Source organism: Brucella pituitosa (assembly GCF_003049685.1).
Taxonomy (GTDB): Bacteria; Pseudomonadota; Alphaproteobacteria; order Rhizobiales; family Rhizobiaceae; genus Brucella; species Brucella pituitosa.
Genome location: NZ_PYSY02000001.1, coordinates 747,084 through 758,933 on the forward strand (window position 1 = coordinate 747,084; position 11,850 = coordinate 758,933).

Sequence of the window (11,850 nt, forward strand, 5' to 3'; positions counted from 1 at the left end):
CATTCTAAATTGGGCCGCTCTGATGCTTTGAACGGCTTAGGCCTTTTTCATAACTTTGTTGAAACTGCTTTGCGATTGACAATCTGTCGGCTGCAAAGCTTTGTAAGAGTGCGTCTCGAAACGTGTGAAATGGGTTTGTGGGGAGAAAAGCGTGAAGTTTGAAGTGCTGGAAGTTGAGCCGCTGACAAAGGCGGCTTTTGCGCCTTTTGGGGATGTTATAGAGGTGGACGGCGCTGAGCGGCGTCTCATCAATAATGGCACGACGGAACGCTTTCACGATCTTGCCCGCGTCGAGGCTACCGGTACTGATGCGCGTGTTCTGATCAATATCTTTCGCGGACAATCTTTCGCAGCTCCAGTCGACATCGTGATGATGGAGCGACACCCTTTCGGATCGCAGGCTTTCGTGCCCTTGAATGGCAGGCCGTTTCTGGTCGTAGTTGCAGAAGATGTCGAAGGCAAGCCTGCGCGACCGAAAGCGTTTCTGGCGCGGGGTGATCAGGGCGTCAACTACTGGCGTAATGTCTGGCATCATCCGCTTGTATCCCTTGAGCAGACGTCAGATTTTCTTATTGTTGACCGTGCAGGCAACGAGGGTAATCTGGAGGAATATTTCCTTCCGGATGTCGCCTATCGCATCGAGGCAATCCCGGCTTTCGAAACGCAAATCTGAGGATCAAAATGGGCAAGCTATCCACACATGTTCTCGACACTGCGCACGGTAGCCCGGCGGCAGCAATGCGGATTGAGCTTTATCGGCTTGGAGCTTTGGGAAAGACGGAATTGATCAAACGTATTGTGACCAATCTCGATGGTCGCACAGATGAGCCGTTGCTGAGCGGTAATGAAATGCAGGAAGGTATTTATGAGCTGCATTTTCATGTTGCCGAATATTTTGAAGCGCGCGGCGCCGACGTTGCCAATCCTCCCTTCCTCGATCTGATACCAATCCGTTTCGCGATAGCGGATGAAGACGGTAATTACCATGTGCCACTTCTGGTCAGTCCCTGGTCTTATTCGACCTATCGCGGAAGCTGACTTATCCCCCTCTGCCTGAAAGCCATTAAGCTCCCCGCATTACCAACGCGAGGAGCTTTTTATGGATCAAACACCAAATCTCAAACTTCCCTATATCATGCCCAGTCAGGCGCAGAAGCACGTCACGCATAATGAGGCACTGCGATTGCTTGATGCGGTCGTACATCTCAGTGTGAAGTCGCGGGTGCAGACTGGCGCGCCGATCACGCCTCTATCCGGGGAGCGGCATATTGTTGCGAGCCAAGCTACCGGACAGTGGGCGGGACGAGAAGGAATGATAGCCTTCTTCATTGATGACGGCTGGTCCTTTGTCGCAGTCGCAAAAGGCTGGCTTGCCTATGTCGAGGATGAAGGCAGATTGCTGGTGTTCAATGGCTCCGCGTGGGAAGTCACAGGTTCTGTGCCTGATAACCTGTCGCTGTCCATGCTTGGTGTGCAGGCCACAGCGGATGCAATCAACCGTTTTGCAATTTCGTCAGAAGCAAGCCTCTTTAACAATGCGGGCGCCGGTCATCAGATCAAAGTCAACAAACAGGCGGCCACAAATACGGCAAGTCTTTTATTCCAGTCAGGCTGGACCGGGCATGCAGAGATGGGACTCAATGGCGACAATAATTTCAGCATCAAGGTTGGCGATGATGTCGGCAGTTGGCGCGAAGCTGTCAAAGTCGACCGTGCTACTGGAAATGTTGCCGTAGGCTCAATATGGCCGGAAACTCGTCTGCATGTCGACGGGCCGATACGCCCTGCATCTTTTGCGATAGCAAATTTGCCATCGGCAGCAGCCCATGGTGCAGGGGCGATGGTTTTCGTCAGTGATGCAAGCACCGGCCCACAAATGGCCTATTCAAACGGCTCTGGCTGGCTCAGCATGCGAACCGGCGCGGCAATTGCCTGATAGCTATCGATTGGACGCATCGGTTTTGCTGCGCCCTCTAAGCACAATTTGTTCGATGTGGTTTTAGAGAATGCCGGCCTTCTTGGCCTGCATGGACAGACGCTCATGAATAGTCAGAGTTTCACCGGCTCTCTGCAGCGGTGTTGTATCTTGAGCTTCACGCGCCTCCTTGGGCGTAAGTCCGAAACGGGCCTTAAAGGCTTTGGTCAGCTGTGTACTATCGTGAAATCCGCAGCGATAGGCAACTTCCTTCAAGGAAATCGTCTTACCGTTTTTGTCGATGATAATCCGGTAGGCGAGATCCGATCGTTTGTCGCGAATAACCTTAGCGACGCCTTCATCTGGCTCAAAGGCGCGATAAAGATGCGAACGTGACATGCGGAAATGCTGTTGTATCGAATGGGGCCCCAGAAGCGGATTGGTGATGTTCTTGTCGATATAGGCGAGGATACGGTTGCGTATCGGCAGGTTGATCGGGACACTTTCGACCGAACCTTTGTCTGCGCTTTTGATGCATGAAGCAAGTAGCACCAACATGGCATCCTTGGCTGCAATCAGTTCCGTCGCTGAAAGTTCCTGAACAACATCATTCAAGCCACGCAGATATTCGAACAGGAGTTGGGTCGTTGGAGCTTCGGCCCTGAGAACCATGCCATGCAGATTGCGCCAGCCAACAAGTTTCTCAAGCTCCTGACGCGGCATGATGATGGTCAAGCGCGCGCCTGCTTCGGCTTGACTGGTTATGACTTGCGCCATGTCGAGAATGAACATGTCACCGGGCTTCGCGGAGACAGCAACGCCATTGAAGTCACCGCTCAGAGTGCCAGCGAGCATGGCCTGAAGAACATAATGATCAAGACCGTTTTGAGCGATGATATTCGTTGTACGTTCATAATGCTGACTGTTGAATGTTGTAGAGCCAACCAGCATGTTGCCGAAGGGGTAAGAACGTAATGTGCCGATAAAGCCTTTTTCATTTTCATCGTCGAGCGATGAAACTTCGTAAAACAGCTTTACAGCGTCACGCCAGAAATCGTCTCGAATTTCAGGATCGACCATATCTGTCGATAAAAACAGCTCTTTTGTCATTCGTACCCCGTCGCGGGAGGCTATTGTTATGTTCCCGGCGCAGCTTATTCGATAATAGCAATCAATTAGTCGTTAAGATTCAATATAATAAGATATATAGTGATCAATTTTTTGACAATTCGGAGTTTATCTACCGATATTGTGGCGTAAATATAATGCGGCATGATAAATACAGAAGACCCGATAATATTAGTTGTAACTAATATTATCGGGTCTTTGAAGTTTTAGCTAAGCAAAGATTTAGTAAGGGCTGTCGACCTTGCCCATTTCTACATAGACGGTCTTGATCTGGCTATAATGCGTCAGAGCTGCGATGCCGTTTTCACGCCCTATGCCAGACTGTTTATAGCCGCCAAATGGCACTTCCACAGGTGTCAGATTATAGGCGTTGATCCAGCAGGTTCCTGCCTTGATCTGTCCGATCACGCGATGTCCACGTGCAATGTCAGCTGTAAAGACGCCAGCCGCCAGGCCAAACTCCGTATCGTTGGCACGTGCAACGACCTCTGCTTCATCAGAAAACTCCAGAACGCTCATGACAGGTCCAAAGATTTCTTCCCGGGCGATCGTCATATTGTCGGTCACGTCTGTGAAGATGGTCGGCTCAATGAAACAGCCTTTGTCGAATCCCTGCAGTTTTGGAATGCCACCGCCATAGGCAAGGGTTGCGCCTTCGGCTTTGCCTTTTTCGATATAGGACAGAACCTTGTCGCGCTGTGCGCCATTGATAAGCGGCCCCATCTGGGTCGCTTCATCCAGCGGATCACCAATGCGGATTTTGCGTGTACGCTCGACAAGACGTTCGACAAATCGTTCATGCACATTCGTATGGACGAACACACGGGTGCCGTTGGAGCAGACCTGACCGGTTGAATAGAAATTGCCGAGCATCGCTCCGCCAATAGCGCTTTCAATATCTGCGTCGTCAAAAACGATAATTGGAGACTTGCCACCAAGCTCCATCGTGACGTGCTTCAGATGTTCGCCAGCCTGCGACATGATCCGCTTGCCAGTCGGGACGGATCCCGTCAGCGAAACTTTTGCGGTCAGTCGATGATTGACGAGTGCTGCCCCCACATCACCAAAACCCTGAACAACGTTGAACAGGCCATCGGGAAGACCTGCTTCCTTATAGGCTTCAGCCAGAGCGAGCGCGGAGAGGGGCGTGTTTTCTGATGGTTTGAAGATAAAGGCATTGCCCATGGCAAGCGCTGGGGCGGATTTCCATGCAGCGATCTGAATAGGATAATTCCATGCGCCAATGCCGACGCAGATGCCGAGCGCTTCGCGGCGCGTATAGGCAAACGATCCGCCAAGTTCTACGAACTCACCATTGAAACCGGAGATGATGCTGCCGAAAAATTCAAGTGCATCCGCAGCCGAGGCTGCATCCGCAACCAGTGTTTCCTGAAGTGCTTTCCCGGTATCGAGTGTCTCGAGCTTCGATAGTTTCTTGTTTTTCTCGCGTAAGATTTCAGCGGTGCGGCGCAGAATGCGGCCGCGTTCGACAGGCTTGAGTGCTGCCCATTCGCCCTGCGCCTTGAGTGCTGCTGCATAGGCAGTTTCAATCACATCAGGCGTTGCCGAATAAAGCTTGGCGATTTCTTCGCCTGTTGCCGGATAGAAAACGGGTAGTGGTTTTCCTGTTTTGTCTTCTACGAATGCGCCGCCGATGAAATGCGAGGCTTTAGGTTGTACTTTCATTTTATTCTCCTCGGGTTTCATCAACGATCGGAAACTTGCCAGCGTGGGTTAATCCACGGTTCCTGATTGGAGCGCGCCAGGGGCGTGCGTCCCAGAATGTGGTCGGAAGCCTTTTCGCCGGTCATAATAGACGGCCCATTGAGATTGCCGTTTGTTATGCGCGGGAAAATAGACGAATCTGCAACACGCAGACCCTCAATTCCGATAACACGGCACTCAGGATCAACCACTGCCATCGGATCGTCAACTGAACCCATCTTACAGGTTCCGCAAGGATGGAATGCACTTTCCACATGTTCGCGAAGGAAGTTGTCGATTTCATCATCCGATTGCACATTCGCGCCGGGCTGAATTTCTGCGCCACTAAAGGGCGCGAAGGCATCCTGGCCGAATATTTCTCGTGTTAGCCGCACGCAATGGCGGAAATCCGCCCAGTCATCCTCGTGCGACATATAGTTGAACTGAATCCGTGGCTTTTCGCGTGGATTGGCTGAGCGCAGCGTAACACTGCCGCGAGATTTGGACCGCATCGGCCCGACATGTGCCTGAAATCCGTGTGATTGCGCTGCCGCCTTACCATCGTAACGAATGGCGACGGGCAGGAAGTGATACTGAATGTCGGGATATTCTATCCCTGCCTTTGAGCGGACAAAGGCGGCAGATTCAAAATGGTTGGTGGCGCCATCTCCAGATTTGAAAAACAGCCATTGCGCGCCGATCATCGCCTTTGAGAACAGGTTCAGCTTAGAGTAGAGCGTGATAGGTTGCGTGCATTCCTGCTGGATATAGACTTCCAGATGATCTTGCAGATTCTGGCCGACGCCGGGACGGTCTGCAACCACATCGATACCATGTTCTTTCAGCTGTGCCGCAGGGCCAATGCCCGACAACATCAGAAGCTTTGGAGAGTTAATCGACGAGGCTGCGATGATGACTTCGCGTCGTGCACGAATGGTTGAGAAGGTGCGGCCTGCTTCAATTTCGACGCCTACGGCGCGTTTGCCCTCAAGCACGATCTTCCGTGCAAGGCCTTTGACAAGCTTGACATTCGGACGTTTTAAAGCCGGTTTCAGATAGGCATTGGCAGCGGACCAGCGACGTCCATTATGGATCGTCTGCTCCATCGGGCCGAAGCCTTCCTGCTTTTGACCATTATAGTCTTCTGTCACTTCAAAGCCCGCCTGATGACCTGCATCTACGAAGGCTTTGAACAGCGGATTGTCGCGTCGGCCACGCTGAATATGCAACGGACCATCCGTTCCGCGCCAGCCGTCCTGTCCGCCATGCGAGTTTTCCATTCGCTTGAAATAGGGCAGCACATCGGCATAGGACCAGCCGCGCGCGCCACTCTCCGACCAGTGATCGTAATCGCGGGCATGGCCACGCACATAGACCATGCCGTTGATCGAAGAAGAGCCGCCAACCACTTTGCCACGCGGCGTGACCAGGCTGCGTCCACCAATATGCGGCTCGGGCTCGGTCGAAAATCCCCAATCATAAGTTTCCATATTCATGGGGAAGGAGAGAGCGGCAGGCATCTGGATCAGCGGTCCGATGTCCGGTCCGCCAAATTCGATCACGATAACCGAATGTCTGCCGTCTTCGGAGAGGCGATAGGCCATAGCTGAACCCGCAGAACCGGAGCCGATAATAACGAAGTCCGCTTCCATGCTCATTTCTCCACCGAAAGCTGAACGGCAATGTAATCTTCTACAAGAGCGATCGCCGATGTTGCATTTGGCGCGTCGGCACCCAGCGCATGGCGGATGTAAAGCCCGTCAATCAGCGCACCCGCACCTTCGGCAATGCGATTTGCATGGTCGCGGCTGGTCAGTTGTTGAAGTGCAAAGACGAAATTTGAATGCAGGCGGCGTGCATAAATGCGTAAAAGCCGTTTGGTGTCTTCTGATTGCTGCGCATGGACGTAGAAGGTGAGCCAGGCGGCAATCGTTTCCTGTGCAAACTGTGAAGCAGAAAAATTCACCGCAATAATCGCTGCGATACGTTCTCGCGGCGTTTCAGTGAACTTCATTGCTGCATTCAGGTCGCTCCCAAGTTCGCGAAGCAGATGGCGCATGGTAGCGAGAATGAGCTTGTCCTTGCCGCCAAAATAATGATGCGCGAGCGCGGGTGAGACGCCTGCTTCATGGGCAATCTGTGCAACAGTTACATCCAGCGAACCGCGTTGGCCGATTGTGCGGATGGCGGCGTCGATCAGTTCGCGCCGCCGTAAAGGTTCCATCCCGATCTTGGGCATAATGGTTGTCCTGGTTTAAGGCTATTCCGGCATATTTTATCTTTGATTGACTGATCAATCAATAAAAACTCGAAGGAATGAGGTCGTGTATTTTGGGACGATGGAAATATTAGTGAGATAAGGCCGTGGGCTTGCACGTATCGGCTGCTCTGCATACATTCGAAGGATGAGCAGAGCTTTTACCAAGGAACAGGATGACGCTCCGACAGATCTCGGTGAGCGCCCCATAAGCCCGCATCGAAATCTCGTCACGCCAGATGGCATGAAGCTGATTGAGGATGAACTCGTGCGGTTGCAACGCGAATTGGCTGAAGCGAATGTCGCGGGCGAGCGCTCGGCAATTGCGCGCCTTTCGCGCGATTTGCGCTATTGGACCGCGCGACGCGAGACAGCGGAGCTGTCTGTGCCGGAGCCCGATAGCGATGTTGTGCGTTTTGGTATGACGGTCGATCTTGAAGATCTCGATGGAACAGCCCGCACATGGACTATTGTTGGCGAAGACGAAGCTGACCCGGCCAAGGGTAAGATATCCCACATGGCCCCGGTCGCCATTATGCTTTTCGGTAAGCCGGTAGGCGACGTTGTCATGATCAACGGTAAAGAATGGGAGATAGTGGCTGTGAAGGTGATCTAACTTTCATCAAGAACTACAGTATGATCGCGGAAAAATGCGGAAGCGCCATGCTCATCGACTTCACTCGTTGATACCATCAGAACGAGTTGAATAATGTCTTCTTGCTCTGTTTCGAGACTGTAGCCATTGAAATACAAGAACAAGTCCGCTGTGGCTAGTCCTGTGCGCTTATTACCATCTATGAAAGGATGGTTTTTCAAGATACCGAACAAATAGGCCGCCGCGAGATCGAAGAGATCAGGTTCACCATAGGCCTGCTTTTGCAAGGGGCGAGCGAGAGCGGAATCCAGTAAGCCTGAATCCCGGATTCCCGGTGCGCCTCCATGCAGACGCAGTTGCTCATCGTGTAGAGCTTCAACAAATGCGCGAGAATGGAAATCAATCATTTCGCAAGAACGCGATAAGCCGTTTCGTATTTTTTCATCCGCTCGCGTGCGATCTGCATTTTCTTTTCGAAAACTTCGGGAGCGTCTTCGCTACGGGTTAGTCTCAGACCATTTGCGTCAGTTGTGAGAACAAGTGTATCTCCGGTGTGCAGATTAAGCCGCTCCAGCACTTCCTTGGGCAGGATGACGCCTTCTGAATTGCCGATCTTGCGCAGGGTAACATTCATGGCTTCTCTCCAGTGTTATAACTTATGATATAACATTGGAGTTGCACTGTCTACGATGTCTACAGCCAGCCCTTTCTGCGGAAGTAGAAAAGCGGAAGCAGGGCTGAGGCGACCATCAGACCAAGCGCCATCGGATATCCCCAGGGTGAGTTCAATTCCGGCATGAAAGAGAAGTTCATGCCGTAGATGGACGCAACCAGTGTCGGTGGCATGAAGCCCACTGCCGCAACCGAGAAAATCTTGATGATAGCGTTTTGCTCGACTGAGATGAGGCCTACGATTGTATCGAGCAGGAATGTGACTTTATTGGACAGAAAGTCCACGTAAGCAACAAGCGATTGCGCATCGCGTTCCAGCGACTTGATCCATGATCGGGTGTCTTTTTTGGTGGCGACGGGACTGTTGATCGCAGAAAGATAAACCAGCATGCGGCTGACGCCAGCAAGGCTTTCACGCATTCGGGATAGGAAGGTTCCCTGTCCACCGATCTGCGTGAGGATATGCCGGAAATCCTCGGTCGTCATCGGTCGGGCCTTTGGTTGACGGCGATAGATGGAATGCGAGGCCGCGTCGATCTTACCCGCTACGCCTTCCAGAATATCCGCAAGCCTGTTGGTGGTGGCCTCGATAATTCCCAGCATGATGGAAAGGCCAGAGCATTTGGCAGGGATCAATCCGTTGCCGGGCTTTATGGCGCGCGCAATATAGATGCTGACGGACTTGGGATTGGCGTAACGCACAGTGACGAGCCGCGACCCATGCAGGATGAAGGTGACCGGTGCCAGTTCGCGGTGATCGAGATCAACTGCATGCAGGATCGGAACGGTCAGATACTGCGCACCGCTTTCCATGTAGAAGCGGCTTGATTCTTCAATCTCTGTCATATCTTCGCGTGTAGGGATGGAAATGCCGGTCCATGCCTCAACGATGTGATCTTCATTGACGCCCGGTGCGAGCAGGTCGATCCATATTACATTGTCGGGCAATGGGTTGCCCGGTTCTATCTCGACGCTTTCGAGATGATCTCCGTTAAGGCAGTAAAGCGTAATCATGCGGCACCCGGTCCAATAGTCTCAATTTTAGCCTGCCACATTGCGCGAAAATTGTTAACGGAATGCGGCAGACACGGTTAAAGCAGATTAAGCGCCGCGTGTAATCCACATTGACATGCGAGATTATGACAGATAATTCATCAAGTCATCCGATGACTTTGGTGATCTATGGAAACGCTATCGAGAAAAAGCTTGGCGGATGCAGCCGAGCAGTCCATTCGGGCTGAAATTACAGCGGGCAATTGGCGCGTGGGCGAACAACTGCCTAATGAAGCAAGTCTCTCTGCCAGATTGGGGGTCAGCCGCGGAACCGTGCGTGAAGCTGTGCGCGCGCTTGTCGCTCAAGGCATGCTGGAAACGAGGCAGGGTTCGGGAACCTATGTCTTATCAGCGGCCGATACGACCCGCAGCCTTGACCGGATTCGCCATACCAGCCTGCGTGATCGTTTTGAAACGCGGGCTGCCCTTGAAGTTGAAGCGGCGCGGCTTGCGGCGCAGCGGTCAACGCCGGAAACGATCCGTCATCTTGAATTGAAGCTTGAGCAGCGCAGCAAACGTGCACACGACAGCAGAACCGATTTTGTATCGCGGGATTTTGCGTTTCACGAAGCCGTTGTTGCAGCATCGGGCAATATCGCGCTGATTGCAGTCTATGCGTTCTTTTCCCAGTCCATTCGGGAATCGATAGAAGCAACACTCGACGGAGAGTTGCCGGAACCAGATCACGAAGAACATCGTGCCATTGTTGAAGCCATAGCGAGCGGCAATCCCGATCTTGCGGGCGCTGCGGTGCGGCGATTTATGGCGCCATTGATTGAAGAACTTGAAAGGCTGTTGGCATCATGAGCCACACAAATGAGATTTCGTCGCGTTCTGTGACGGAAGAAGAACTGGCGCAACATGCAGAGCCATTTGTCGATGCGGAAGCCGATAGTGTGCCGCAGCCTGCCGCACAGCGTATGCCAAGTCCGGCTTTGCGTGTGCTGCTGGGCTTAAGCCTCGTGCTGATTGCAGCTAATCTGCGCCCCGTCTTTTCAAGTGTTTCGGTCCTTCTGCCAGAAATTATCGAAGCAACGGGTATGTCGGCAACTGCTGCAGGTATTTTGACGACATTGCCAGTTGTGTGTCTGGGTGTATTTGCACCTTTTGCACCGCGTCTCGCGCAGCGGTTCGGTGCTGAGCGCGTATTGCTTTTTGTGCTCGTGGTTTTGACCATCGGCACGGCAATCCGCGGCATCGGCAATTCGGCCTCCCTCTATATTGGCGCAATATTGGCTGGCGCTGCTATTGCGACCGGCAATGTTTTGCTGCCCGGTGTTGTGAAGCGTGATTTTCCTAAAACAGCTGCGATCATGACCGGCTTTTATACGATGGCGCTGTGCGGAGGCGCTGCCGCCGCAGCAGGTTTCACGATTCCGATTGAACACATGTTGGGTGGTTCGTGGAACCTGGCACTTGCGTTCTGGGCTATCCCGGCAGCTCTTGTACTCGCACTCTGGTTACCGCAGGCGCTACGTGCAAAGCACAATGTTGCGCATTCCGGATTTAAGGTCATCGGGCTCTGGAAAGATAAGCTTGCCTGGCAGGTTACGCTCTTTATGGGGCTGCAATCCTCCATGGCATACGTGGTTTTCGGCTGGCTTGCTCCGATCTTACGCGAGCAGGGCTTGAGTGCAACCGCGGCTGGGGGCTTGGTTTCGTTCTCAATCATGGTGCAGGTCGTGACCTGTCTTGCTATCCCGTCGATTGCCATTCGACAGAAAAGCCAGAGCTTACTCAACGCTGTGCTTTGCCTTTGCGCTGCCTTACCGTTGATCGGCTTTCTCTATCTGCCACAATGGAGCTTCTGGATACTGGCAGCCATTCAAGGAATTGGGCAGGGCGGTCTGATTGCAGCTGCGATGATGGTTATCGTACTGCGCTCGCCGGATTCCCATACGGCTGCACACCTCTCGGGCATGGCGCAGTGTGTAGGCTATACGCTGGCCTCCATCGGACCGCTGGTCGTGGGAATGATCCATGGTGCAACGGGCAGTTTTGCTGCCTGCGGTGTTTTCTTTGCCCTGCTTGGCGTGGGCGCTGCCATCAATGGCTGGGGCGCTGGACGGGCGCGACATGTCGGTGTGAAAGTAGTAAAAGAAGCATAAGAAAAAGCCCCGGAAAACCGGGGCTTTTGTCTCTATAAAGCAGTCTTAGACGAACTGTCCGAGGCCGGGGATTGATCCGACCACTGCATCGACAGGTTCGTCGCCAGCCTTTTCCTTGGCAAAGCGGATGGTTTCCTTGGCAACGCCGGAGATTTCACCCATGCCGAGACCTGCACCCATCAGCTGAGTACCAAGGCCCATCACGCCACCCATAAGGCCGGAAAGCAGACCGCCACCCTTGACCTGCGAAATGGCTTCTTCGGCACCCGGGAATGCTGCAAGCAACTGCTGTACTTTGTCAGCTGGGCCTTCCTTCTGCAGAAACGCCAGAATCATGCCAACAGCCTTTTGTGCCGTTGCTGCATCGATGCCGACATTCGAGGTGATGCGCGCGATCAGTTCATCCATGAGAGTCTCC

The 11,850-nt window shown here is 52.9% G+C and carries 14 protein-coding genes; 6 read left to right on the forward strand and 8 right to left on the reverse strand.

Annotated features, from left to right (window positions below; translation table 11 throughout):
* Positions 1 to 151 precede the first annotated feature (151 nt).
* From C9380_RS03585 to C9380_RS03595, 3 genes are all read left to right on the forward strand, one after another.
* The gene (locus tag C9380_RS03585; protein WP_128093004.1) at positions 152 to 673 is read left to right on the forward strand and encodes an ureidoglycolate lyase; all 522 of its coding nucleotides are present in this window, start codon (positions 152 to 154) and stop codon (positions 671 to 673) included.
* A gap of 8 nt (positions 674 to 681) precedes the next feature.
* A complete protein-coding gene (gene uraH, locus C9380_RS03590; RefSeq protein ID WP_128093005.1) occupies positions 682 to 1,038 on the forward strand; it encodes a hydroxyisourate hydrolase in 357 nt (118 codons plus the stop codon).
* Positions 1,039 to 1,099: 61 nt separating this feature from the next.
* Positions 1,100 to 1,936, forward strand: coding sequence for a DUF2793 domain-containing protein (locus tag C9380_RS03595; protein WP_024897235.1), 837 nt, complete (start codon positions 1,100 to 1,102; stop codon positions 1,934 to 1,936).
* Between the two features lie 63 nt (positions 1,937 to 1,999).
* On the opposite strand, the gene C9380_RS03600 is transcribed toward C9380_RS03595, so the two are convergent.
* The 4 genes from C9380_RS03600 to betI all read right to left on the reverse strand — a co-directional run bounded on the left by C9380_RS03600 (position 2,000) and on the right by betI (position 6,986).
* The gene (locus C9380_RS03600; protein WP_128093006.1) at positions 2,000 to 3,025 is read right to left on the reverse strand and encodes a helix-turn-helix domain-containing protein; all 1,026 of its coding nucleotides are present in this window, start codon (positions 3,023 to 3,025) and stop codon (positions 2,000 to 2,002) included.
* 240 nt (positions 3,026 to 3,265) lie between these two features.
* Positions 3,266 to 4,729: a betaine-aldehyde dehydrogenase gene (betB, locus tag C9380_RS03605; protein WP_111786269.1), complete on the reverse strand. Its 1,464-nt coding sequence runs from the start codon at positions 4,727 to 4,729 to the stop codon at positions 3,266 to 3,268.
* A gap of 20 nt (positions 4,730 to 4,749) precedes the next feature.
* Complete coding sequence (gene betA, locus C9380_RS03610; RefSeq protein WP_111786270.1) at positions 4,750 to 6,399, reverse strand: choline dehydrogenase; 1,650 nt, start codon at positions 6,397 to 6,399, stop codon at positions 4,750 to 4,752.
* Between the two features lie 2 nt (positions 6,400 to 6,401).
* A complete protein-coding gene (gene betI / locus C9380_RS03615; RefSeq protein ID WP_024897239.1) occupies positions 6,402 to 6,986 on the reverse strand; it encodes a transcriptional regulator BetI in 585 nt (194 codons plus the stop codon).
* Positions 6,987 to 7,152: 166 nt separating this feature from the next.
* Between betI and C9380_RS03620 the strand changes: the two genes are divergently transcribed.
* Positions 7,153 to 7,620 (forward strand): GreA/GreB family elongation factor, encoded by a 468-nt coding sequence (locus C9380_RS03620; RefSeq protein ID WP_111786271.1) that lies wholly within the window; start codon positions 7,153 to 7,155, stop codon positions 7,618 to 7,620.
* Here C9380_RS03620 and C9380_RS03625 read toward each other — a convergent pair.
* From C9380_RS03625 to C9380_RS03635, 3 genes are read right to left on the reverse strand one after another with little or no spacing between them, the layout of a single operon-like run.
* Positions 7,617 to 8,006 carry a type II toxin-antitoxin system death-on-curing family toxin gene (locus C9380_RS03625; protein WP_111786272.1) on the reverse strand — a complete coding sequence of 130 codons (390 nt, stop codon included), beginning with the start codon at positions 8,004 to 8,006 and terminating at the stop codon, positions 7,617 to 7,619. The two genes, C9380_RS03620 and C9380_RS03625, sit on opposite strands and share 4 nt — an antisense overlap.
* The gene (locus tag C9380_RS03630) at positions 8,003 to 8,233 is read right to left on the reverse strand and encodes an AbrB/MazE/SpoVT family DNA-binding domain-containing protein (RefSeq protein ID WP_024897242.1); all 231 of its coding nucleotides are present in this window, start codon (positions 8,231 to 8,233) and stop codon (positions 8,003 to 8,005) included. The genes C9380_RS03625 and C9380_RS03630 overlap by 4 nt, the downstream gene beginning before the upstream one ends.
* Before the next feature lie 59 nt (positions 8,234 to 8,292).
* On the reverse strand, positions 8,293 to 9,285 hold the full coding sequence (locus C9380_RS03635) for a magnesium transporter CorA family protein (RefSeq protein ID WP_128093007.1): 993 nt from the start codon (positions 9,283 to 9,285) through the stop codon (positions 8,293 to 8,295).
* A gap of 168 nt (positions 9,286 to 9,453) precedes the next feature.
* Here C9380_RS03635 and C9380_RS03640 point away from each other — a divergent pair, with 168 nt between their 5' ends.
* Together C9380_RS03640 and C9380_RS03645 are read left to right on the forward strand one after the other, a co-directional pair.
* Positions 9,454 to 10,131, forward strand: a complete 678-nt coding sequence (locus C9380_RS03640; protein ID WP_128093008.1) for a FadR/GntR family transcriptional regulator — start codon at positions 9,454 to 9,456, stop codon at positions 10,129 to 10,131.
* A complete protein-coding gene (locus tag C9380_RS03645; protein WP_128093009.1) occupies positions 10,128 to 11,432 on the forward strand; it encodes a CynX/NimT family MFS transporter in 1,305 nt (434 codons plus the stop codon). Before C9380_RS03640 ends, C9380_RS03645 begins: the two co-directional genes overlap by 4 nt.
* A gap of 45 nt (positions 11,433 to 11,477) precedes the next feature.
* On the opposite strand, the gene C9380_RS03650 is transcribed toward C9380_RS03645, so the two are convergent.
* Complete coding sequence (locus tag C9380_RS03650; RefSeq protein WP_024897246.1) at positions 11,478 to 11,840, reverse strand: hypothetical protein; 363 nt, start codon at positions 11,838 to 11,840, stop codon at positions 11,478 to 11,480.
* Positions 11,841 to 11,850: the final 10 nt, after the last annotated feature.